The following is a 23,079-nucleotide window of genomic DNA, read 5'->3' on the forward strand; positions in this document are numbered from 1 at the left end:
GACCGGGGCGCCAGGCGCTCGGGGTCTGTCGAAAGTCCTGCGCGCATCTCTGCCGAACGGCAGATGGCAGCGGGCCGCCGATCCGGAAGGCTCGACCGCGTCGCCACCGGCCCGACCGAGAAAGCGGATCGCATGCTCGAACTGATCGACATCACCAAGGTCTACAAGGGCGGGAAGCGGGCCGTCGACGGCCTCTCCCTGCACCTGGGCCCCGGCATGCTGGGCCTGCTCGGCCCCAACGGCGCGGGCAAGTCCTCGCTGATGCGGATCGTCTCCACGGTGACCAGGCCCACCTCCGGCGGGCTCCGCTACCGGGGCACCGACGCGCTCGCCCGACCCGACGAACTGCGCCGTCACCTCGGCTACCTGCCACAGGACTTCGGCGTCTACCCCAACCTGACCTCCCGCGAGTTCCTCGGCTACCTCGCCGCCGCCAAGGGGCTCTCCGCCCGCACGGCGCGGGCCCGGATCGAGGAGCTGCTCGCCCTGGTCAACCTCACCGAGGCGGTGAAGCGACCGCTCGGCGCGTACTCGGGCGGCATGCTGCGCCGGGTCGGCATCGCACAGGCACTGCTGGCCGACCCCCGGGTGATCGTGGTCGACGAGCCCACCGCGGGCCTCGACCCGGAGGAGCGGGTGCGCTTCCGCAACCTGCTCAGCGAGCTCTCCGCCGACCGCGTGGTGCTGCTCTCCACCCACATCGTCTCGGACATCGAGTCCGTCGCCGCCGACATCGCCGTCGTCGCCGGCGGCCGGCTGCTGCGCCGCGGCACCCCCGAGCAGCTGGCCGGCGAACTGTCCGGGCGGGTGTGGGAGTTGCTCGTGAGTCCGACCGAGGCCGCCGCCGTACAGGGCCGCCACCCGGTCAGCCGGATGGTCCGGACGGCGGACGGCGTCCGGCTCCGGGTGCTCGCCGACCGGGCCCCGTCCGGCGACGCCGCCCCGGCCGCACCGGACTTGGAGGACGCCTACCTGGGCATCGTCCGGCAGGCCGCCCCCGGCCCTGGCGCCGGCGCCGAGCCCTCGCCCCCGTTCTCCCCCGGCGGCCCGCTCCGGCAGCAGGCGGTGCGGCGATGACGGCGCGTGCCCTGGCCGGCCTGGCCGCCGGCGACTTCCGCGACCGGGTGCGGCGCCCCGTCTACGCCGTCACACTGATGGCCGCCGTCGGGCTCGGCTACCTGGCCGTCCCACCGGTCGACGGACACTGGGTGATCCTGGCGGTCGGCCGCTACCGCGGCGAGTACGACAGTGCGTACGTCGGGCTGGCGACGGCCCTCGCGGGCGCGCTCTGGCTGACCCTCGGCGGGTTCTACGTCGTACGCAAGGGCATCGGCCGGGACGAGGAGACCGGGGTCGGCCAGATTCTCGCCGCCACCCCACTGCGCACCTCCGCCTACCTGGTGGCGAAGTTCCTCAGCAACCTGCTGGTACTCGGCTCGATGCTGGGCGTGCTGGCGCTCACCGCGGCGGCCATGCAGCTGGTCCGGGGCGAGCACCGCGCGATCGACCCGGTGGCGCTGCTGACGCCCTTCGTGGTGACGGCCCTCCCGCTGCTCGCGGTGACCGCCGCGGCAGCCGTCCTCTTCGAGACGCTGCCGCTGCTGCGCAGCGGGACGGGCAACGTGGTCTGGTTCTTCGTCGCTCTGGCCGTCACGATCGGCGGGCAGTCCCCCGGCGCACCGTTCGGCGGGCTGGGCGTCGGCCAGGCCGCCGAATCGCTGCGCGCGGCGGCCCTGGCCGCCGGGGCCGGCCCGGTCGAGGGCGAGGAGTTCAGTCTCGGGCTGACCAAGGTGGACACACCGCTGGTGCCGTTCCCCTGGGCCGGCGCCGGTTTCGATGGCGGCTTTCTGCTCCAGCGGCTGCTCCTGGTGCTGCTATCGGTGGCACTGGTGGTGCTCCCGGCGCTCTGGTTCGGCCGCTTCGACCCGGCCCGAGGCCGCCCGGCCGGCGCTGCCGCCCCGTCGTCCGGTCGGAAGGCCGCCGGGGAGGCCGCGCCGCTCACCCCTGCCCCTGCCCCCGTTCCCGTTCCCGTTCCCGCTCCCGTTCCCGCGATTGTCGCGCTGCCCCGCACCGCCCCCGCGTTCGGCGGCACCTTCGGACGGCTACTGGCAGGCGAGGTACGCATCCTGGCCGGCGGGGTGTCGCCCTGGTGGTGGCTGGTCACCGCCGGGCTCACGCTGGCCGGCCTGACCGTCCCGATCGGCGCGGTGACCGGCGTCGTCCTGCCCGCGCTCTGGGTCTGGCCGGTGCTGGTCTGGTCCGGCCTGGGCAGCCGTCATGCCGAGAACGACCTGGAGGTCCTGCTCGGCGCCTATCCGGCCGCCCGCCGTCGTCTGCTGGCCGAGTGGGCCTCCGGCGTCGCCCTGGCCGCCGTGACGGGCGCGGCACCGCTCATACGCCTCGCCGTCGCCGGTGACGCCGCCGGCACGGCCGCCTGGGCCGCGGGCGCCGTATTCGTTCCCTCCCTGGCGATGGCCCTCGGCGTGCTCTCCCGCACCCACCGGGTCTTCCAGGCCCTCTACCTCCCGCTCTGGTACCTGGTGGTCAACCAGGTCGCCGCCCTCGATTTCATGGGCGCCGTCCGCACCGGCGGCAACCCCACCGGCCCAGCCCCACTGCTCGTCCTCGCCGTCGCACTGGCCCTGCTGGGCACGGCCTTCCTGGCCGACGCGGCCCGCCGCGAGGTGAAGGCGAGGTGAAGGGGCAGGGCGTGCCGCCGGCGGAGCCGCCTCATCGGCCACCCCGCTCACGGCTCTCCGGGCTCGCCCGAGCGGGTCACCAGGTACGGGCGGCCGCCAGGAGGTGGTCACGGACGCGGTCGAGCCGGGGGTTGGTCGGGGTGCCGGGGCGTTGGACGAGGTAGCCGGTGTTGATGGGAGGGTCCTCGGGGTCGTGCAGTTGGACGAGGGCGCCGGAGTCGAGCAGGGGTGTGCAGAGGTAGCGCGGCACGACCGCGAAGCCGGCTCCGGCGGCCACCGCGGAGACGACCCCGCGCAGGTCGGGCACGGTCAGCGCTGCCCGGCAGTTGAGGCGCCGGCCGAAGACATGGCGCCAGTAGCGGCGCACGATCGGCAGGTCCTCGGCGTAGGCGACCAGCGGCACCTCGTGCAGCGCGGCCGGGCCCTCGGCGGCGAGCCGGCCGTTGAGGCGGCCGGCCCAGCCGGGCGCGGCGACCAGGACGAACTCCTCATCGCCCAGCGGCACGGCGGTGAGGGTGCGGCCGCGCGGGCGGGAGGTTGCGATCACCAGGTCGTGGCGGCCCGCGCGCAGCTCCTCCAGCAACGGGTCGGTGAGCCCCGCGGTGACCCGCAGCCGGATGCCGTCGGCGACCAGGGGGGCGAGGGCGGGCAGGACGAGGGTGCAGAGCAGTTCGGCGGGGCCGGCCAGGTGGACGGGTTCCGCACCCGCGTCGGGCCGGGCGCCCGCTCCGGCGGCGGCCGCGAGCGCATCGAGCGGTGCGGAGATCCGCGCAGCCAGCTCGTCGGCGACGGGCGTCGGGGCGACGCCGCGCGGCCGCCGCTCGAACAGCTCGCGCCCGCCCTGCCGTTCCAGCGAGCGGATCTGGGTGGTCACGGTGGGCTGGGACAGGCCGAGCACCTGGGCGGCGGCCGTGAACGAGCCGGCCCGGTAGACGGCCAGGAAGGTGCGCAGCAGGTTGAGGTCGGCGGTCCCGGAAGACTCGCGGAGCTGCGCGGCGGGCACCGAAGACTCGGGAGGCGGCCCGGCAGGCCCGGCGGGCACGGCAGCGGGACGCGGCGCGGCGGGCAGGCCGGCCTCAGCGGGGTCGTGGTCGTTCACCCGGCCAGCCTACGACGCGGCACTCATAGGAATGCCTATGGCAGCCATCGGCTCTGCCATTGGTGGACTGCTGATCACCCGGCCTATGGTCGGTTCCATCCTCCGGGCCCTGCCGGCCCCCCTGCAGAGAAGAGCTCCCAGCATGTCGAAGATCCTGTTCGTCGTCACCGGCGCCACCTACTGGACGCTCGCCGACGGCACCCGGCACCCCACGGGCTTCTGGGCCGAGGAGGCCGTCGCCCCGCACGAGGCCTTCACCGCCGCCGGTCACGAGGTCACCGTCGCCACCCCGGGCGGTGTGGTCCCGACGGTCGACCAGGGCAGCCTGGCCCCCGCGGTGAACGGCGGGCCGGAGGGCGCCGAGCGGGTCGCGGCCGGCCTGGAGGCCTTCACGGGGCTGCGGCACCCGGTCAAGCTGGAGGAGGTGGACCTCGCCGACTACGACGCCGTCTTCTACCCCGGCGGCCACGGCCCGATGGAGGACCTCGCCGTCGACCCGGTGTCCGGCCGGCTGCTCGCCGACACCCTGGCCTCCGGCAAGCCGCTCGGCGTGGTCTGCCACGGACCGGCCGCGCTGCTGGCCGCCACCGGCGCCGACGGCACCAACGCCTTCGCCGGCTACCGGCTGACCGGCTTCACCGACGCCGAGGAGACCCAGGCCGGCCTGGCCGACAAGGCGAAGTGGCTGCTCCAGAGCCGCCTGGTGGAGGCCGGTACGGACTTCCAGGAGGGCGAGCCGTGGGCCCCGCACGTGGTCGTCGACCGCAACCTGGTGACCGGCCAGAACCCGGCCTCCTCCGCCCCGCTCGCGGCCGAGCTGCTCAAGAAGCTGGCCTGAGGCCCCACAGCCCCGACCACCGAACGGGCGCAGCGCCGGCCCGGAGCGATGCGGGCCGGTGGGCGGCCGGCCGGAGCGCACGAACCCGCCGGCGGGCTCCAACCGGAGTGCACCGGCCGGCGCGCGCCCGGCGGGCTCACCGCCGGAGTTCGTCCACCAGGTCCTGGGCGCCGCCGCTGACCACGGCCGTCACGGGGATGCCCGCGGCAGCCAGCAGGCTGGCCGCGACGGTGGCCCGGCGGCCCCGACCGCAGACCGTCCAGTACTCCCGGCCGGGCGGCAACGTGCCGATCCGGTCGGGCAGTTCGGTGAGCGGGATGGCGAGGGCGCCGGGCACCGGTGGATCGGCGGCAGGTCGCACGTCGAGCACCTGGACCGGTCGCCCGCCCTCCGGCCCGCCAGGCACGTCATACCCTCCACGCCCGTCACGCCCGCCAGGCACGTCATACCCTCCACGCCCGTCACGCCCGTCAGGCCCGCGCGAGCCGGAAGGCCCCGGAAGCCCGGAAGACCCAGGAAGCCCGGGAGATCCGCGCGCGAGGGCTCCGCGCACCTCGGAGACGTCGGCCGTCCGGATCGTGGCGAGCGGTCGCCCGCTTGCCCGCCAGCGTTCCACCCCGCCGTCCAACTCCCCTACCAGCCAGGCGTCATAGCCGATCCGCAGCAACTGCAGGACGGCTTCGCGGGCGGCGTCGGCGAGCGGCTCCGGCAGCACCAGGACCAGCGGCGTGCCGAACGGCACCACCTCGCCGACCAGGGCCGCGAAGGAGCCGTCCAGCTCGTCACCGAGCGAGCCCGGCAGGTGGGCGTCGGCGAACGCCCGGCGGTCCCGCGCGTCGACCACCAACGCGTCACGCCAGAGGGCCTGTTGGACCTCCTCCGGGGTCAGTGGCAACAACCCGGGCGGGCCGCCGAGGACGGCCGGGCCGGCCCGGTTCAGCGGCCCCATCCGCCGGTAGTAGGCGGGCGCGGGCGGCAGACCGAGCAGGCGGGCGGCCACGAACGCGTCCTCGTCGCCGGCCAGCAGCGCCGGGTTGGCGAGCCGCTGGTCGCCGACCGTGCTGGTCCGCTCGCCGGCCGCCGCGCCGATCGAGCAGGAGCTGCCGGCCCCGTGCGTGGGCAGCACCCGGGTGTCGGGGGGCAGTTGGGCGAGCCGCCGGAGCGAGCGGTACTGGGCGCGGGCCAGTTGCTCCGTCCGGGCAGCGCCGGAGAGGTCGGTCCGGCCGGCGCTGCCGACCAGCAGGCTGCCGCCGGTGAACACCGCCGCCGGGCGCCCCTCGCCCGGGCCCTGACCACCGTCCAGCACCAGGTAGGCGGTGTGCTCGGCCGTGTGGCCGGGCGTCTCCAGCGCCTGGACGCGCAGCCCGCCGAGGGTGAGCTCGTCGCCCTCGGCCAGCGGCAGGTGGTCGAACCCGTACCCGGCCCGGGCCGGCCCCGCCACCGTCGCCCCGGTCACGGCCCGCACCTCCAGGGCGCCGGAGAGGTAGTCGTTGTGGACGTGGGTCTCCAGGACGTACCTGATCCGCAGCCCGCGCGCCGTGCAGGAGGCGAGCAGCGGCCAGCAGTCCCGCTGCGGGTCCACCACCAGGGCCTCGTCACCGGAGGTCAGGAGGTAGCTGGTGTCGCCGAGGGCAGCGGTGGTGACGGGTTCGATGGTGTTCCCGCCGCTGCCGCTCCTCGTACCGGGGTCGCCGCCCATGGCCCTCAGCCTCCGCCCGGCCCGTCCCCGGGCCGCTCCCGTCCGCGGTCCGGCCCGCCGGCGGTGGCGGCCGTGACCACCACGACCTCCACCCCGGCCACCGGATTGCACCCGTACCCCTGCTCGTTCCAGGGCGCCCGCAGGGGCTGGGTGCGTCCCTCGGCATCGGTCGCCCGCACCAGCAGCAGCCGGGGCCCCGGCAGCCGCGGCGTCCACCGGTACGTCCACTCCGCCCAGGCGTACGGGCCCCGGGCTGGGGCCAGCTCGGCCGGCCGCCACCCGGCGCTGCCGACCCGCACCTCCACCCGGCGCACCGGCACCCCGCCCGACCAGGCCCGCCCGCGCACCGTGCAGGGCAGGCCCAGCGGCAGCCGGGCCCCCGGCGCCGGGCCGGTGATCAGCGACTTCACCCGGATCTCCCCGACCGGCCCCTCGGGTGTGCCGCCGCGGACGCCGCGCGAGCCCCGGTAGACGTACTCCTCGGCCTGGAACGGGCCGGCGAACGGCCGCGCCACCGCCCGCACCCCGACCAGCCACTTGACGTCCGCCACCCCGTACCGGCCGGGCACCAGCAGCCGGACGGGCGCGCCGTGGCCGGGGGTGAGCGGGGCGCCGTTCATGTGCGTGGCGAGCACGGTGTCGGGGTGCAGGGCGAGGCCGGCCGGAAGGCTCCGTTCGAAGGCGGTGCGGCGGCCGTGCAACGCGCCCTCGTCCGCCCCGGTGAACACCAGCTCCACCGCCCCCGGCCGCAGCCCGGCACGCTCCAGCACCGCCCTCAGCGGCACCCCGGCGAACCGGGCGCACCCGACCGCCCGCTGCCCCCACGGCAGGCCGGGTGGGCGCGGCTCCATCAGGCTGCGGCCGTTCCCGGCGCACTCCACCACCATGTCCAGCTCGCGCACCGGCAGTGCGCGCAACTCCTCGTAACCGAGGTCGAGTTCGGCGTCCACCAGCCCGCCCACCCGCAACCGCCAGCCGGCCCGGCGCAGGTGCGGCACCCCGAAGTGGTCACGGACGAAGAACGCTCCGGTGGGCGTGAGCGGCTCGGCCAGCGCCGCCGCCGGCGTCTGGGCGTTGTACGGCTCGGCGCTGACCGTCTCGGGCGCCCAGTGCGGGGCGGTCGTCCCGTTGCGGGCTGTCGTCGTCATCCCGGCTCACCACCTGTATGTGTCCCTCGTGCCCGTTCACCTACCGCGCCCATCGGCCATGGCGGGCATCGGCCATGGCGGGCATCGGCCATGGCGGCCGGCCGCCAGTGGCGCTCCGCCGTGGCGACGCGCCGCCCGCGGGCAGCCACGGATCGCCCGGGCCGCCACAACGCGCTGCGGCCGCCCTCACCCCGGCTCACCCCCTACCGCCACCCGCCCAGCCGGCTGCCCCGCCACCTGCCCCGCCACCTGGCCCGACTCCCGCACCCGGGCCAGGGCGCGGCGGGCGCCGAGCGTCTCGAACAGCGCCGCCGCCTCCGCCCGGAGCCGCCGGTCCGCCTCGCCCGTGCCCGCCCCGACGGCCACCGCCGCCGCCTGGGCCTTGGCCCGCGCGGCCCAGTACGGCTGTCGCGCCCGGCCGTACAGCCCGGCCGCCGCCACGTGGTGGGCCCGGGCGCCCTCCGGGTCATCCCGGGCCGAGGCCAGCGAGCCGAGCGCCGACTGCGCCATCGCGCGCCAGGCCGAACTGTCGGACGGGGCCGCCACCCGCCGCGCCGCCTCGGCGTGTTCGGCCGCGCCGTCGGCGTCGCCCAGGGCCGCGAACGCCTCCGCCGCCACCGGGTGGAGCAGCGCCGTGCAGGTCGGACACTCGCCGTGCCGGGCCGCGGAGGCCGCGGCGGCCAGCGCCGCGCGGACGGCCTCGCCGGGTTCGCCGCGCTCGACGGCGTCCAGTGCGGCGGTCGCATGGAGCCGCCCGACGGCGTGCCGGGCCGACGGGGAAGCGACGGCGACGGCCATGCCCTGTCGCAGGCAGGCCGCCGCTTCGGCGCTGTCGCCGCGCCCGGCCGCGTATTCGGCGAGCCGCTGCCAGGGCAGGGCGCCGCCTCGGCCGCCGAGCTCCTCGTGCAGGTGGGCGCTGCGTTCGAGGCAGCCGGGCGCCTCGTCCCAGCGCCCGCGCAGCAGCAACGACTCGCCGAGCAGGCACCAGGCGAAGGCCTCCGCCCGGCGCGCACCGCGGGCGATCGCCAGGTCGAGGGTGTGGCGGGCGTACTCCTCGACGCTGTCGCTGAGCCCGTCCCCGTAGAGGTGGTACTGGCTCAGACAGCAGTGGATGTCGAAGATCCGGGCGAGGCGGGCGTCCTCGTCAGCGGCGGCGCCGAATCGGTCGATCTCGCTCCGCAAACCCTCCGGCCAGTCGCCGCGGAGGTGGTGGACGGTGGCGAGCGCCTCGTGGGCGGCGGTCAGGTCGTCGGCGGTGCCGTGGTCCCGGGCGAGGGTCAGGCCGGCCTCGGCCGCTCGCTGGGCCTCCTCGTAACGGCCGGACGCCCGGAGCCAGTCGGCACGGGCGCTGAGCAGCCGGCCGGTCTCGGCAGGGTCGCCGCCGGCCTCGGCGAGCGCGGTCTCGGCGGCGGCCAGGTGCGGTTCGGCCGCGGCTACTCCCGCCAGGTGCGGTTCAGCCGCGGTCGCGGCTTCTCCGGCCAGGTGGGCGGTGGCCGGGGCTTCTCCGGCCGAGAGGGCCATGACCGGGGCTTCTCCGGCCAGGTGGGCGGTGGCCGCCTTGCGGTGCAGCCGGACCGCTCGCAGGCCGGTGCCGTCGGCCGCCCGCCCGGTGAGGACGCCCGGCGAGGCCGGCAGGTCCACCACGCCCGGGTCGAGGGCGGAGCCGTACGCGGCCGCGGCGCCGGCGGTGTCGCCGGCCGCCATCCGCTGGTCCCCGACGTGTTCCCAGAGTTCGCCGGCGAGTTCGGCCCGGACGTCGCCGCCGGTCCGGACCTGTTCGCGGAGCCGCTGGGCGGCGGGCCCCGGCCCCTCGGCGCCGTCCGAGGCGTGGTCCAGCGCGGCCGAAAGCCGGTCGTACTCGTGCAGCGCCTCGTGCCGGCGCCCGGCCAGCGCGTAGACCCGGATCAGCGCCGGTGACGCCTCCTCGTGCAACGGGTCTGCGGCCACCGCGCGGCGCAGTACGGCTGCGGCGCCGTCCAGGTCGGCGCGCGCCTCGCGGAGCGCGCCGAGCTCGACCAGGAGCGCCAGGTACTCCGCGTGCAGGGCCTGTTCGCGTTCGACCGCCCATTCCTCGTACCGGTCCTCGGGCAGCAGGTCCCCGCCGTACCGGGCGACGGCCCGCTCGTACGCGTCGGGGTCGCGGCTTCGGCGGGCGTGCAGCGCGGCCTGCTCGAACTCCTGGACGTCGACCCGCAGCGGTCCGCCGTGCAGGGCGAGGCTCTCGCCCGACTCCAGGTGGCACCGGCCGGCGGCCGCGTCCGGGTCGAGGGTGTGCCGGGCCTCGTGCACGGCCGTGCGCAGCAGGCCGGCGCCGGCCTCGGGCGGCACCTCGGGCCAGAGCGCAGCGAGCACCTGCGACCGGTGCAGCCGGTGGCCTGGGGCGAGCGCGAGCAGCTTCACGAGGGTCCGGGGCTTCCGCAGGCGCCAGGCGTCGGCGGCGATCTCGCGCGGGCCCACCCGTACCCGGAAACCGCCGAGGAGGCGGATACGCAGTTCGAGCATGCGCCGGACGCCTTCCGTTCGGACACTACGAACCTACGTCGACAGCGGCCCACCGGCGAGTCCGGGAAGCCCGCGAGACCCGCGGGAACGCGCCACCCACGGGAACGCGCCACCCGCGCGGCAGCCCCCGCGGCACCCTCGCGGCACAACTCCGCGCGGCCTACGCCGCACACCGTGCACGGGGCCCTCATGCCCTCCACGTCACGCGCCGCGCAGGCCTCAGGCCATCCCCCTCACACCGCACACACCCTCCCCCTCACGCCCCGGAGAGCGCCTGGCTGCCGAACTCGCGGACGGCGTCGGCCACGATGGCGTCCAGGCTGGCGTGGTGGGCACCCCGCCAGTAGGCCTGGCCGCACTCGGTGCACTGGGCGAACGCGTCGTAGGAGCGCTCGGTGCCGTCCCGGAGCTGGTCCTGCACGGACGTCTTGGTGACGCTGCGCAGCGTCCCGTTGCAGGTGGTGCACCGGCTCCAGGGGGCGAGCGGCGGCGCGAACCGGGACAGGACGTCCCGCAGCTGTTCCGCGGGGCGGTGGCTGTAGACGTAGGCGCCGGCCCAGAGTTCGCGGCGCCGCAGCAGGCCTCGGTCGCGCGAGAGCATGACGCGCTGCTCGGCGGCCGAGCGGGCGGCGAGCGCGGCGTCGCCGATGTCCGGGTTCTCGTAGGCGGCGTCGATGCCCAGCAGCCGCAACCGGCGCGTGAGCGTGCCGAGGTGGACGTCGAGCAGGAACCGGACCGGGGCGGGCGAAGGCTGCGGCCTGGGTACGGCCTCGACGGAGATCCGCTCCCCGTCGGCGGGGACGTGTGCGACGCCCACCGGCCGCCCGTCCGCGACCAGCGCGCCGACCTCGGTGAGCGGGACGCCGAGCGACTCCACCACATGCCCGAGCGTCGAGGCCCCGTCCGCACGCAGCGCCGTGGGCGCCCCCCGCCGCGCCGAGGCGACGAAGACGTGCAGCTCGGGCGCGAAACTGAGCCAGATCTCCGGTCTCTCCACCCGGCCAGCATGCCAGCGGCCGGCCGACGGCGGCCAGCGTTTTTCCCCGTCCCGGTGCTGTCGGCCGCCCACGGCCGCCCGCGCCGCGAAGGCACACCGGTAGTCGGTCGGTGTCACCCCGACCGGGGCGGTGAGGTGGCGGCGCAGATTGGTGGCGCAGGTTGGTGGCGCAGGTTGGTGGCGCAGGTTGGTGGCGATGCCGAGGCCGCTGCGCTCGCCGACCTGCTCGACGGGCAGGTCGGTCGCCTCCCAGCAGCACCTGGGCGCAGGCGAACCGCTGGTTGAGCAGCCACTGCAGCAGGGTGGTGCCGCTGGGGTCCCCGAACTGTGCCTGCCCGCCTGGCCCGTGCGCGGGAGGACGACTGCGCGGTCGCCCGGCGCCCGTCCGGGATGCCGGCGGCGGCGAGCGCGAACGCGCCGGTGCAGAGCGACCCCATGCGCGCCCCCGCCCGCCCCTGCCCGCCCCGCGCGCCGCAGCTCCGCCACCAGCGCCGCCCGTCTCCTCCCCGACGCCCCCACCGAGGCCGGCGACCTCACCCACGCCCCCGCGGAGACCCTCCTCCGGTGCACCGGCCGCAGCCCCCTACCAGGCCGGCCCCGACTCCCCGCCGGGGCGTGGGCCTGGGACGGACGGGTGTGGTGGCCAAGGTCAGGCGTGGGGCGCCCAGAAGGCGACGAGCCGGGCGGCGCCGTGTTCGAGGCCCTTCCACGAACCGGTGAAGGTGAGCACCGCGATGGCGGAGGTCGGGAACCCGGAGCGGTTCATCCGGGGCAGCAGGTCGGCCTCGGCCTCGCCGGCGAGGGCGTCGGCGAGGGCGTGGACACCGGGGTTGTGGCCGACCAGCAGCAGGTCGGCCACCTCGTCGGACGTCTCGTTGAGAACCGCGATCAGTTCCCCGAGGCTCGCCTCGTAGAGCCGGTCCTCGAAGACCGTCCTGGGCCGCTGGGGCAACTCGGGGACGATCAGCTTCCAGGTCTCCCGTGTGCGCGCCGAGGTGGAGACGAGTGCGAGGTCCGGCACGATGCCCGTACCGGCGAGCCACCGGCCTGCGACGGGAGCGTCCTTGCGGCCCCGCTCGGCCAGCGGGCGCTCGTGGTCGTCGGCGTCGCTCCACTCGGCCTTGGCGTGCCGGACCACGACGATCCTGCGGGTCGGTTCGCTGCTCACGACGGTCTCCTCCTCCATGCGGGACATCGGTACCCGGCCGACGCTAGCCACCCGTCGACCGGGCCTCGGACATGACATCCGTCCCTCACTCGAAGGAGTGAGGGACGGACGGCGGACGGGGAGTCAGCGGAAGGTGCGCAGGCGCAGGCTGTTGCCGACCACGAAGACCGAGGAGAAGGCCATCGCCGCCCCCGCGATCATCGGGTTGAGCAGGCCCGCGGCGGCCAGTGGGATCGCCGCCACGTTGTAGCCGAAGGCCCAGAAGAGGTTGCCCTTGATGGTGGCCAGGGTCCGGCGGGAGAGCCTGATGGCGTCGGCGGCGGCGAGCAGGTCTCCGCGGACGAGGGTGAGGTCGCCGGCCTCGATGGCGGCGTCGGTGCCGGTGCCCATGGCCAGGCCCAGGTCGGCCTGGGCGAGGGCGGCCGCGTCGTTGACGCCGTCGCCGACCATGGCCACGACCCGGCCCTCGGCCTGGAGGCGCTGCACGGTGGCGACCTTGTCCTGGGGCAGCACCTCGGCGATCACGTCGTCCGGCCTGATGCCGACCTCGGCCGCCACCGCCTGGGCCACGGCGGCGTTGTCGCCGGTGAGCAGCATCGGGGTCAGCCCGAGGGCGCGCAGCCGGGCGATGGCCTCGGCACTGGTGGGCTTGACGGCGTCGGCGACCTCCAGGACGGCGCGGGCTTCGCCGTCCCAGCCGACGGCGACGACGGTGCGGCCGGCGGCCTCGGCCGTGCGCTTGGCCTCGGCGAGCCGGGCCGGCAGGTACTGCGACCAGTCGGCGAGCAGCTGCTCGCGGCCGACCAGGACGGCGTGCCCGTCCACCACGCCCTGGACGCCGAGGCCGGGGACGTTCTCGAAGCCCTCCACGCCGGGCAGTTCGCCCGTCCGGTCGGCGGCGGCCGTGGCGACGGCGCGGGCGATCGGGTGCTCGGAGGCGTGCTCCAGGGCGCCGGCCAGGCGCAGCGCCTCGGTCTCGGTGGTGCCCTCGGCGGTGTGGACGGCGAGCAGGGTCATCCGGCCGGTGGTGACGGTGCCGGTCTTGTCCAGGACGACGGTGTCCACCCGACGGGTCGACTCCAGCACCTCCGGGCCCTTGATCAGGATGCCGAGCTGGGCGCCGCGCCCGGTGCCGACCAGCAGGGCGGTCGGGGTGGCCAGGCCCAGGGCGCACGGGCAGGCGATGATCAGCACGGCGACGGCGGCGGTGAAGGCGGCGCTCCAGCCCTCGCCGGTGCCGAGCCAGTAGCCGAGGGTGGTGAGGGCCAGGGTGATGACGATCGGGACGAAGACGGCGGAGATCCGGTCGGCGAGCCGCTGGGCCGCTGCCTTGCCGTTCTGCGCGTCCTCCACCAGCTTGGCCATCCGGGCGAGTTGGGTGTCGGCGCCGACGCGGGTGGCGCGGACCACGAGCCGGCCGCCGGCGTTGACGGTGGCGCCGGTGACGGCGTCGCCCACCGCGACCTCGACCGGCACGGACTCACCGGTCAGCATCGAGGCGTCCACGGCGGAGGCGCCCTGTTCGACCACGCCGTCGGTGGCGATCTTCTCGCCCGGGCGGACCACGAACAGCTCGCCGGCGGCGAGTTCACCGGTCGGGATGCGGACCTCGGCGCCGCCGCGCAGCACGGTGACGTCCTTGGCGCCGAGTTGGAGCAGCGCCTTCAGGGCGGCGCCGGCGGTGCGCTTGGACCGCGCCTCGAAGTAGCGGCCGGCCAGGATGAACGCGGTGACGCCGGCCGCGGCCTCCAGGTAGATGTTGGACGAGCCGTCGCTGCGGGCGATGGTGAACTCGAAGCCGTGCCGCATGCCGGGCATTCCGGCGTGACCGAGGAACAGCGCCCAGAGCGACCAGAGGAACGCGGCGCCGGTGCCGAGCGAGACCAGGGTGTCCATGGTCGCGGCGCCGTGCCGGGCGTTGGTCCAGGCGGCGCGGTGGAACGGCCAGGCGGCGTAGGTGACGACGGGCGCGGCGAGGGTGAGCGAGAGCCACTGCCAGTTGTCGAACTGCAGCGCCGGCACCATGGCCATCGCGACGACGGGGACGGCGAGGGCGAGCGCGGTGATCAACCGCTGCCGCAGCGGGGCGAGTTCGTCCGGCTCCTCAGGGACGTCGCCGGAGGGTCCGGCGACCGCGGGCTTCGGCAGGGCGGCGGTGTAGCCGGTGGCCTCGACGGTGGCGATCAGGTCGGCGACCTCGACGCCGTCCGCGACGACGACCCGGGCCTTCTCGGTGGCGTAGTTGACGGTGGCCTCGACGCCGTCCATGCGGTTGAGCTTCTTCTCGATCCGGGCGGCGCACGAGGCGCAGGTCATGCCGCCGATCTGGAGTTCCACCTCGGTGGAGGCGGGTGCCTGGGTGGTCATCTGGGCTCCTCGTGGGTCGTGGATCAGGGTGGGTCCGGGGCCGGGGCCCGGGGCCGAGTCCGGGGCCCGGACCGGGGTCCGGATACCCCCAGGGGGTTGTGCGGGGGGGGGATGCCCGGGCCCCGGCTGCCGGGGTCCGGATACCCCCAGGGGGTCGTGCGGGGGGGGGATGTCCGGGCCCCGGCCGCCGGGGCGGATCGAACAGCGCCGGTCAGGCGCGGCCGGTCAGCTCGTAGCCCGCGTCGTCGATGGCGGCGCGCAGGGCCTCTTCGTCCGGCTCGGCCTCGGCGGAGACGGTGACCAGGCCGGCCGTGACGTCCACGCGCACGGCGGTGACGCCGGCCAGGGCGGAGACCGCCTTGCCGACGGCCTGCTCGCAGTGGCCGCAGGTCATCCCGGCGACCGCGAAGACGGTCGTGACGGCGGCGAGCGCCGTCTCGATGGTGGCGGTGGTGGAGCAGGTGCCGTCGGTGGAGCAGCAGGACATGGGTTCCTCCGGTGGATTCGGCCTTGGATACCCGGTGGGGGTATCGGTCGGTGCGTGCTTCGTTTATACCCATGGGGGGTATCGAGCGCAACCTCTCCCCGCTCGTCGAAGCTCCTTGACTCAATACCCCCAGGGGGTATCTACTCCAGATCTCGGAGCCCCGCCCGAGGAGCCGATCACCACCGAAGGAGCACGCCATGAACACCGCGCTGAAGATCGCCGCCTTCGCCACCGGCCTCACCACCGCGTTCGGCGCCGCGTACGGGGTCGGCCACGCCACCGGCACAGGCCCGCGCCCGACCGCCTCCACCACCGCCGGCGCGCATGCGGGCCACACCCCGGAGGCGGCGAACGCCGCCGAGCACCTGCCCGGCGGGCTCCAGGTCTCGGAACGCGGCTACACGCTCAGCGTCGACGACCCGTTCGTCACCGCCAGCGCCACCCCCACCGGCCTGCGGTTCCGCATCCTCGGAGCGGACGGCCGCCCGGTCACCGACTACCGCCCGGCGCACGAGAAGGAGCTGCACCTGATCGTCGCCCCGCGCGACCTCACGAGCTTTCAGCACCTGCACCCGACCCGGGCCGCCGACGGCACCTGGAGCGCGGCGGCCGTCCTCCCCACCGCGGGCGAGTACCGGGTCTTCGCCGACTTCACTCCGGCCGGCGCGGCCGAGGGGCTCACCCTCGGCGCCGATCTCCACGCGGCCGGCGACCTGCGCCCCGCACCCCTGCCGGAGACGGGCCGCAGTGTCACCGTCGACGGCTACACCGTCACCCTCGGCGGCGACCTCACCCCCGGCCGGCCCGCCCGGCTCACCCTCACCGTCACCCGGGACGGTCGCCCCGTCACCGACCTCCAGCCCTACCTCGGCGCCTACGGCCACCTGGTCGCACTGCGCGCCGGCGACCTCGCCTACCTCCACGTCCACCCGGAGAGCACGACGCCCGGGCCGGAGGTCGCCTTCACCGCGACCGCACCCAGCCCGGGCGCCTACCGCCTCTTCCTCGACTTCCGGCACGGGGACACCGTCCGCACCGCGGCCTTCACCGTCACCACCCCGGGTGGCGACGCGCCCACCGAGGCCGACGCCCACCGGCACTGAGCGGCCACCGGCGCCGAGCGACCGCAGCGCCTCGCGTGCCTCAAGCGCCTCAGCCTCACGCGCCTGACGCGCCTCACGCGCCTCAGCCGTAGCGCTTCAGCAACTCCTCGACGTAGTCCTCCAGCCGTTCGGCCAGCAGTGCGGGGGTCAGGTCCGCGCGGCCGAGCTCACGCCAGCTCACCCCGACCTTCTCCGCGTCCGGTGCGAAGGCCAGGGCGTCGAGCAGGCGCCAGTACAGGTGGTCGGACGGATCCTCGGTCAAGGCACCGCCGGCCGCCAGGTAGCGGTCGGCGAACCCCATCCCGACCGGCACCCCGTACAGCAGGGCCAGCGCCGTGGAGCAGTGCGCGACGTCCAGGTCGGCGGGGCCCCATGAGGTCTCCACCCAGTCCACCACGCCGGTGATCCTCAGCCCGCCCGCGTCACGGCCGCCCTCGCCGCTCCCACCGCCCTCGGCGCCACCTCCACCGTCGCCGCCGCCGCCACCTCCGCCGAAGAGCACGTTGCCCGGGTGGTAGTCCCGGTGCAGGAAGCGGCCCGGGAACGGCGGGGGCGGCCGGCGGATGACCCCGGCGGCCCGGTCCCACACCTCCGGGCGCGCGCTCTCCGCCGGACGCCGCACACCCTCCGCGGTCACCCACGCCTGGTACGCCCGCGGCCGAGCATGCACCGGCACGTCGACGCGGTGGATCCGGACCAGCTGCTCGGCCAGCAGCCGGCAGCGCTCGTCCAGCTCCTCCCCGTCCACCCGGACGGTGCCCGGCAGCAGTGTCATCAGCAGCGACGGGTACGCGCAGAACTCCCCCGTCGCGTCCACCCCGCGGAGCCCTGCCACCGGCACTCCGGTGCCGTCCGCGCGGAGCAGGGTGAGGATGTCGGCCTCCCGGGTGAGCAGGCCTTCGGCATGCCGGAGGTAGAACGGCTCGACGAACGAACGGAGCACCAACTCCCCTACCCCACACGGCCCTTCGATCCGCATCCGGCGCATCTGCGAAGTGGATCCGCCCCGCAGCCGGGTGCTCCCGGCCACCCTGCTGCCGTCCGCCAGCTGCCCCTCGACCCACGCCCAGGTGGCGGCCTGGTCGCGTTGCCCGCTGCCCTGAGTCACTAATTCGCTCATGGCCCGCCAGCCTAGGGCGTACCAGGCTCAGGACGTGCCCGGGTCAGGGCGTACCGGGCTCAGGACGTGCCCGACTCAGGAGTGCCGGACTCAGGACGGACCAGGCTCGCGATGGCCGGGAACCGCCTACCGACCCGGGCGGCCCCGGCGGGCGCCGCCGGACTTGCCGCCCGACGCCTTTCCGGTGCCCGGCCTGCCGGTGCCCGACCGGCCGCCGGCGGACTTCCCGCCCGCCGCCTTGCCACCCGTCGCCCGGCCGCCCGCCGCCTTGCCACCCGTCGGCTTCGCACCCGTCGACTTGCCGCCGGCCGGCTTGCCCGAGCCGCCGCGCGGGCGCCCGGCCGCCGGGGCGGGCTTCTCCTCGGGCTGCGCTGCGCCGGCCCGGCCACGCGAACTGTTGACCGTCCGGCCTCGGACGATGCCGATGAACTCCTCCACCAGGTCGGTCGTCCTGTCCTGCAGCCAGGAGAGCACCACCTGCGACTGCGGCGCGTCCGGAACCGGGCGGTAGGTGAGGTCCCGGCGGTGGTGCAGCCGGGCGAGCGACTGCGGCACGAGCAGGACACCGACGTTCGCCGCGACCAGCTCGATCGCGTCCCCCGTCGTCGCCGGGCGCTCGATCGCGGGCCGCCCGGGGAGGGTCTGCCAGCCGAGGGAGTCGTCCATCGGGTGGAAGACCACCTCGTCGGCAAGGTCCGCGAGCGGCACCTCCTCGGCCGCCGCCAGCCAGTGGTCCTTCGGGAAGACGACCACGGTGGTCTCGGTGTAGAGGGGGATCGCGCTGAGGCTGTCCCGGTCGACCGGGAGGCGGACCAGCCCGGCGTCCGCACCGCCGCCCAGCAGCGTCGGCTCGCCCTCCTCCACCGGCACCGCGACCAGGGTGAGCGGGACGTCGGGCAGCCGCTGCTCCCAGACGCGCACCCACTTACCGGGCGTCACGCCGGGAACATACACCAGCCGGAACGAGGGGTTCGCCTGCATCTCTGTCACGCAGCAAGGCTACCGACCGTGATCGGGGCCGCCACTCACTCGCTTACCCTAGTGACCATGACATCGCTCAAGCCGAAGACCACCCAGACCATGAAGCCGGCCACGGCGGCCAAGAAACTGGGCATCTACCTCGACGCCGCCCCCGCCGACTTCCAGGAGGGCGTGGTCTCCCGCGAGGAGCTGAACGCCCTGCAGGCCGAGCCGCCGCAGTGGCTCCAGGACCTGCGCCGCAACGGCCCGCACCCGCGCCCGGTCGTCGCGGCCAAGCTCGGCATCTCCGTCTCCGGCCTGGCCCGCGGCGGGGTCACCGAGGCCCTCACCACCGAGCAGATCGACGCGCTCAAGGAGTCCAACCCCACCTGGCTGGAGCGCGAGCGCACCGTCCAGGCCGAGGTCCGCAAGGAGGCCGTGCGGATCAAGGAGAAGCAGGAGAAGGACCAGCAGAAGGAGCAGCAGAAGCAGGCGGCCCCGCAGGCCAAGCCCGCCAAGAAGCGCTGACACCAGCCGGCGGCACCGGCACCGCCCCGGCGCGCTGACACCGCCCGGCGGCACCGACACCACCCGGAGACGCTGGCACCGCCGGAACCCTGCCGGCGCCGCCAGGGGGCTCCGGAGCCGACGGCCGGGACGGCGGCGCGCACGTCCGCAGGGGGATCCGCCTGACGGGGGAAGGCGCCGACCTGCCCGGCCTGCCCGGCCTCGGGGCGCAGCTGGGCGCCGCGCCCGCCGGGCACCACGACCGGCCGAAGCTCCCGGGGCTGCGACGTTCCCGCCGGCGCCGACCGCGGCCGCACCCGTGCGGATGCCGGCGGGCGTGGCGGACCTGCCGGCCTCCCCGGACCGCTTCTCCCCCGAGACTTCGAGACTCCGAGGCCCCGCAGCCCCGACCATTCCACCCGGTCCACCCGGTCCACGCCGTCCCCACGCCTCGGCCGCTTTGGCCCCGGGCTCGTACCCGACGAACGGGGTGCCGGCGCACCGGCCGCCGGTGTCGAGGGACTCCCGCCCGGCCCAGGGGCCGGCGTTCAGGTTGTAGGTGTGGTTCAGACCTCGGTCACCTTGTTCACCGGGCTGTGGACCACCCCCGGGCTGCCGGTGACGTGGTACGACGGGACCGGCATCGTCCGGTCCGTCCGTCGTCCACGCGCCGCCGTCGGCGCTGTATTCGTGCGCGAGGACTCCGTCGGCGCCGACGGCGAAGGTCTCCCGACCTGGTCTCTCCAGACCGACTCGGCAAACGGCTGGAGCCGGCCCGGCGCGGCCGCTTTCGCACCCGACTCACCTTCTCCATGGGCACTTTGGGGCACACGGGCAGGACTTGGCAGGCGGCCGACCCCAGGGCCACCCGTCGCGGCGCTACGGTGTGCCAGGACCGCCCCGGAGGAGAGGAGCACGACCATCACGACCCCGACCTGGGACGAGCTGCTGCTGCACAACCGGGAGACGCTGGCCGGTCTGTACACCGAGGTGCCGCCCCTGGAGGATGTGGTCCTCCGGTCGGTGCACTTCAACGTCTACGGCCCGACGCTCGTCTGCCGCCTCGAACTCCCCCGCTTCCCCGACCTGGCGCCGGACGACTGGCGGGCGGCGGGCTGCGACCGGTTCGAGCTCCAGCTCCACTTCATCCTCGGCCCGCAGGAGGACCTCCGGATGCAGGGCATGCCGAGCGGCCGCACCGTGACCGTCCGGCACCAGCGGTCGGGCGGCCTCGGGCAGCGGTTGCTGCGGGTCTCGATCGACGGGGAGGGCTGCGCCATCCGCTTCAGCTGTTACGAGGAACTCCAGGCCGCGCACCTCAGCGCCTACAACTCCTCGGACGGCGACGCCTCCAGCGCACCACGCCGGTTCGCCGGCCGCGTCGACCAGCGCCTGTACGAGACCCTGCCCCCGCCGACCAGGATGCCCTTCTATGACTCCCTCTGACCCCGACTGGTCGGCCGCGCTGCTCGACCCGGAGGACGTGCGCGCGGTGCTGGGCACGCCGCCACCGCCCCTGACGGACTACGCGCTGACCACCGTGCACCTCGACGAGCGCGAGGCCTCCGTCACCCTGCGCTTCTTCGCCTTCGGCGTCCCCGCGGGAGCGGCGGCGGCCTGGGAGGAGGCCGGGCACAACGCCGTCACGTTCTTCCTGCTCTGCACCGGGGTGCGGAACCTCGTGGTGGACGGCTGGAGCACGGACCCGCTCACCGGCATCGCCCTCACCGCCAATTCCGTCGAACTGTCCGGCAGTGGCAAGCGGATGACGTTCGACGCCGCCACGATCACCGCCACCGCGCCCACCGGCTCCCGCGCCGGTGGCTTCTGAGCCAACGCCCCCCCGAGCCGACGACCCCGAGCCGGCGGGTCACCGTTGCCGATACGCGTGGCCCCCGACCGGACGTCCGCCCGGGGGCCGTGCCGAGTCATCGCCGGTCAGGGCCGGTCGGACCAGGAGAAGGCGACGATCCGCCAGCCCTCGGCGGTACGGACGAACTGGAAGACCTTCGTCCCACTGCCCTCGTAGGGCTCGCCGTTCATCATCCCGGACTTGCTGTACTCGCCGACCCGCGACGCGACGTCGCCGACGATCTCGGTCCGCTCGGACGTCTCCCACTCGGAGAACTCGACCAACCGGCCGTCGCTCAGCAGCTTTTCGCGCGGCTCGACGAACTCGTCCACGGTGTAGACGGTGAGGGCCGGCCCGGTGTTGACGATCACTCCCCCCGGAATCAGCAGCCGGCGGAGCCGGGCCACATCGGCGGGCTTGCCGCCCCGGTTGTCGAATGCGCCGAAGAACTCGGCGGTCAGCGCGTCAATCTCGACCTTGGACATGATCCGACAGTAACAGTGCAATGGCACCGCAGGAACGGAGTTGCCGCACCTGCCCGACCACCTCGACGGTCACCGCGCACCCACGAGCCCGCCCGGCACCGTGAACCGGCCGGACGATCGGCTGTCAGGGGGCCCCAGAGGCTCCAGTGCCTTCCGCCGCGCGCCGGAGGGTGATCCGGTACCGCTGCACCGGGCCGAACCTGGTGTCCCGGATGTCCTCGAAGACACCGCCATGATGCGTGATCGTCCTCGCCGAGGCCGTGTTGTCGACCGCACAGCCGAGCAGTATCCGGTCCATGCCCAACTGCCGCGCCTCGTCCAGCATCCGGCCCAGCGCCCAGGTGGCGAGCCCACGCCGACGCGCGGACGGGCGGATGCCGTAGCCGATGTGCCCGTACAGCGGGACATAGCCCTCGGGCCCGTGCCGCAGCGCGATCCCGCCGAGCACCCGGTCGCCCTCGACGATCCAGCGGTAGGTGCAGCCCTTCCCGCCGTGCTCGGCGCGCTTCGCCGGATCCGACGCGTCGGCCAGCCGCGCCACCCAGGCCGCGAACCCGGCCGGCGAGCCGGTCTCGTCGGCCGGCAACAGCCCGAACCCGTCCTCGTGGATCCCCGGCCCCCACTCGTCGTGCGCTTCGAGCCAGGCGGACTGCAGGCGGACGGTGGGCGCGATCAGTTCAGGCATACGGCGACGATACCGACCCGGTCGACCACGATCCACGGCCGCCGACCCGTTGAACAACTCGCCAGTCCTGAACGATTGTTGACGGAGTGCAACCAGAGATGATCCGGAAGGCCGATGCCGCCCGGGGCTACGACAAGCTCCCACCGGGGCAGGAGGCCACGGTCCGGCGCTCCGAGCCCGGCTGCATCGGCCCGGGCACCTACGACGTCCTGCGGTGCCCGCCTCCCGCCGTCCGTCCAGGATCTGCAGGGCGCAGGCCAGCCCGGCGCGATCAGCCGGCTCCGGCTCGACGACCCTCGACACCGACAACCGTCGGCCCGGCGGCGGGGGCCGTCGGGGGCCGAGCCTGGAGCGGCCGGATCACTCCGTCACAGGCAGGCACTCGGCGAGCAGGCCGACGACGTCGCGCCAGGCTCGCTGCGCGTGCCGTGGGTGGTAGCCGACGCCGGGGACCACGGTGTGGTCGACCGGTGGGTGGTGGAAGGCGTGTAAGGCGCCGCCGTAGAGCGCGAGGCGCCAGTCGACGCCCGCGGCCTGCATCTCAGCGGTGAACGCGTCCCGTTGCGCGGGCGGCATGATGGGGTCTTCCGACCCGACACCGGCCCACACCGGGCAGCGAATGCGCGCCGCCTCGCCCGGTCGGCCCGTGGTCAGTGCGTTGACTGTCCCGATCGCCCGCAGGTCGACGCCGTCGCGCCCGAGTTCCAGCGCGATCGCGCCCCCGGTGCCGTAGCCGACGGCGGCGATCCGGTCGGGGTCGGTCCGCGGCTCGGCGCGGAGCACGTCGAGCGCCGCGTGGCCGATGCCCCGCATCCGGTCGGGGTCGGCGAGCAGCGGCATGCAACGGGCAAGCATCTCCTCAGGGTCGCCCAAATAGCGCCCGCCGTGGAGGTCGAAGGCCAGCGCCACGTATCCCAGCTCAGCGAGTACGTCGGCCCGGCGGCGCTCGACGTCACTGAGCCCCATCCCCTCGGGTCCGAGCAGGACCGCGGGTCTGCGATCGACACCGGCCGGGAGCGCAAGGTGCCCGATCATCGTCAGGCCGTCGGCAGGGTACTCGACCGTGCGCGTAGTAATCGTCGCCATGGGACTGGACCGTAGTGATCGCCGCGCCCGGTCGGGCCGGTGTTCACCGCCGGCAGAACAGCGCGGGTGCGCCTCTGAAACGCGGCGCCGGCTTCCACCACGAGGCCACACCCGAGAATCAGGGCACTGCATCCCCGGGTCAGCGTTGAAGATCCTTCGGTTTCCGCGAACTCGCGGAGGTCCAGGGATCTGGCCGAGGTGCCTGAAAAACCGGCTCTGTCGCAGATCTCGGATGGCCAGGATGCCGGAGCCGGGCCGGCATCCGGCGGCGAAGTCG

The 23,079-nt window shown here is 75.2% G+C and carries 20 protein-coding genes and 1 pseudogene; 7 read left to right on the top strand and 14 right to left on the bottom strand.

Features of this window, described 5'->3' with window-relative positions:
- Window positions 1-132: 132 nt before the first annotated feature.
- Window positions 133-1,077, top strand: a complete 945-nt coding sequence (locus ACZ5WK_RS01475) for an ABC transporter ATP-binding protein (RefSeq protein ID WP_465543812.1) — start codon at window positions 133-135, stop codon at window positions 1,075-1,077.
- Window positions 1,074-2,699, top strand: a complete 1,626-nt coding sequence (locus ACZ5WK_RS01480; RefSeq protein WP_465543814.1) for a hypothetical protein — start codon at window positions 1,074-1,076, stop codon at window positions 2,697-2,699. Before ACZ5WK_RS01475 ends, ACZ5WK_RS01480 begins: the two co-directional genes overlap by 4 nt.
- Before the next feature lie 76 nt (window positions 2,700-2,775).
- On the opposite strand, the gene ACZ5WK_RS01485 is transcribed toward ACZ5WK_RS01480, so the two are convergent.
- A complete protein-coding gene (locus ACZ5WK_RS01485) occupies window positions 2,776-3,702 on the bottom strand; it encodes a LysR family transcriptional regulator (RefSeq protein ID WP_465544340.1) in 927 nt (308 codons plus the stop codon).
- A 238-nt stretch (window positions 3,703-3,940) separates the two neighbouring features.
- Here ACZ5WK_RS01485 and ACZ5WK_RS01490 point away from each other — a divergent pair, with 238 nt between their 5' ends.
- Window positions 3,941-4,636 carry a type 1 glutamine amidotransferase domain-containing protein gene (locus ACZ5WK_RS01490; protein ID WP_465543816.1) on the top strand — a complete coding sequence of 232 codons (696 nt, stop codon included), beginning with the start codon at window positions 3,941-3,943 and terminating at the stop codon, window positions 4,634-4,636.
- Window positions 4,637-4,772: 136 nt separating this feature from the next.
- Here ACZ5WK_RS01490 and ACZ5WK_RS01495 read toward each other — a convergent pair whose 3' ends face one another.
- The 8 genes and pseudogenes from ACZ5WK_RS01495 to ACZ5WK_RS01530 all read right to left on the bottom strand — a co-directional run bounded on the left by ACZ5WK_RS01495 (window position 4,773) and on the right by ACZ5WK_RS01530 (window position 15,004).
- Window positions 4,773-6,335: an MBL fold metallo-hydrolase gene (locus ACZ5WK_RS01495; protein ID WP_465543818.1), complete on the bottom strand. Its 1,563-nt coding sequence runs from the start codon at window positions 6,333-6,335 to the stop codon at window positions 4,773-4,775.
- 5 nt (window positions 6,336-6,340) lie between these two features.
- On the bottom strand, window positions 6,341-7,483 hold the full coding sequence (locus ACZ5WK_RS01500) for a sulfite oxidase (protein ID WP_465543821.1): 1,143 nt from the start codon (window positions 7,481-7,483) through the stop codon (window positions 6,341-6,343).
- Between the two features lie 186 nt (window positions 7,484-7,669).
- Window positions 7,670-9,985: an AfsR/SARP family transcriptional regulator gene (locus tag ACZ5WK_RS01505; RefSeq protein WP_465543823.1), complete on the bottom strand. Its 2,316-nt coding sequence runs from the start codon at window positions 9,983-9,985 to the stop codon at window positions 7,670-7,672.
- Window positions 9,986-10,241: 256 nt separating this feature from the next.
- Window positions 10,242-10,982 carry a Mut7-C RNAse domain-containing protein gene (locus ACZ5WK_RS01510; protein WP_465543825.1) on the bottom strand — a complete coding sequence of 247 codons (741 nt, stop codon included), beginning with the start codon at window positions 10,980-10,982 and terminating at the stop codon, window positions 10,242-10,244.
- 66 nt (window positions 10,983-11,048) lie between these two features.
- Window positions 11,049-11,431 (bottom strand): annotated as a pseudogene (locus ACZ5WK_RS01515) (helix-turn-helix domain-containing protein); the annotation flags it as partial.
- Window positions 11,432-11,631: 200 nt separating this feature from the next.
- Entirely contained in the window at window positions 11,632-12,150 is a 519-nt protein-coding gene (locus ACZ5WK_RS01520; protein ID WP_465543827.1) for a SixA phosphatase family protein, read from the bottom strand.
- Between the two features lie 123 nt (window positions 12,151-12,273).
- Complete coding sequence (locus tag ACZ5WK_RS01525) at window positions 12,274-14,517, bottom strand: heavy metal translocating P-type ATPase (RefSeq protein ID WP_465543829.1); 2,244 nt, start codon at window positions 14,515-14,517, stop codon at window positions 12,274-12,276.
- A gap of 211 nt (window positions 14,518-14,728) precedes the next feature.
- Window positions 14,729-15,004, bottom strand: a complete 276-nt coding sequence (locus ACZ5WK_RS01530) for a heavy-metal-associated domain-containing protein (RefSeq protein WP_465543831.1) — start codon at window positions 15,002-15,004, stop codon at window positions 14,729-14,731.
- Between the two features lie 197 nt (window positions 15,005-15,201).
- Between ACZ5WK_RS01530 and ACZ5WK_RS01535 the strand changes: the two genes are divergently transcribed.
- A complete protein-coding gene (locus ACZ5WK_RS01535; RefSeq protein WP_465543833.1) occupies window positions 15,202-16,107 on the top strand; it encodes a hypothetical protein in 906 nt (301 codons plus the stop codon).
- A gap of 82 nt (window positions 16,108-16,189) precedes the next feature.
- Here the strand turns inward: ACZ5WK_RS01535 and ACZ5WK_RS01540 are convergent, their stop codons facing one another.
- A complete protein-coding gene (locus ACZ5WK_RS01540; RefSeq protein ID WP_465543834.1) occupies window positions 16,190-17,227 on the bottom strand; it encodes a phosphotransferase family protein in 1,038 nt (345 codons plus the stop codon).
- Between the two features lie 126 nt (window positions 17,228-17,353).
- On the bottom strand, window positions 17,354-18,217 hold the full coding sequence (locus ACZ5WK_RS01545; protein WP_465543836.1) for a LysR family substrate-binding domain-containing protein: 864 nt from the start codon (window positions 18,215-18,217) through the stop codon (window positions 17,354-17,356).
- 57 nt (window positions 18,218-18,274) lie between these two features.
- Here ACZ5WK_RS01545 and ACZ5WK_RS01550 point away from each other — a divergent pair, with 57 nt between their 5' ends.
- The 3 genes from ACZ5WK_RS01550 (at window position 18,275) to ACZ5WK_RS01560 (ending at window position 20,525) form a co-directional block, all read left to right on the top strand.
- Entirely contained in the window at window positions 18,275-18,715 is a 441-nt protein-coding gene (locus ACZ5WK_RS01550) for a DUF5997 family protein (protein WP_396326127.1), read from the top strand.
- Between the two features lie 540 nt (window positions 18,716-19,255).
- Window positions 19,256-20,140: an Imm50 family immunity protein gene (locus ACZ5WK_RS01555; RefSeq protein ID WP_465543839.1), complete on the top strand. Its 885-nt coding sequence runs from the start codon at window positions 19,256-19,258 to the stop codon at window positions 20,138-20,140.
- Window positions 20,127-20,525, top strand: coding sequence for an Imm50 family immunity protein (locus ACZ5WK_RS01560; RefSeq protein WP_465543841.1), 399 nt, complete (start codon window positions 20,127-20,129; stop codon window positions 20,523-20,525). The genes ACZ5WK_RS01555 and ACZ5WK_RS01560 overlap by 14 nt, the downstream gene beginning before the upstream one ends.
- Before the next feature lie 107 nt (window positions 20,526-20,632).
- On the opposite strand, the gene ACZ5WK_RS01565 is transcribed toward ACZ5WK_RS01560, so the two are convergent.
- From ACZ5WK_RS01565 to ACZ5WK_RS01575, 3 genes are all read right to left on the bottom strand, one after another.
- Window positions 20,633-21,031 carry a nuclear transport factor 2 family protein gene (locus ACZ5WK_RS01565; RefSeq protein ID WP_465543843.1) on the bottom strand — a complete coding sequence of 133 codons (399 nt, stop codon included), beginning with the start codon at window positions 21,029-21,031 and terminating at the stop codon, window positions 20,633-20,635.
- Between the two features lie 124 nt (window positions 21,032-21,155).
- Window positions 21,156-21,716 (bottom strand): GNAT family N-acetyltransferase, encoded by a 561-nt coding sequence (locus ACZ5WK_RS01570; protein WP_465543845.1) that lies wholly within the window; start codon window positions 21,714-21,716, stop codon window positions 21,156-21,158.
- Window positions 21,717-22,076: 360 nt separating this feature from the next.
- Complete coding sequence (locus ACZ5WK_RS01575; protein ID WP_465543847.1) at window positions 22,077-22,802, bottom strand: dienelactone hydrolase family protein; 726 nt, start codon at window positions 22,800-22,802, stop codon at window positions 22,077-22,079.
- Window positions 22,803-23,079 lie beyond the last annotated feature (277 nt).

It is taken from the genome of Kitasatospora sp. NPDC032757 (genome assembly GCF_055579305.1).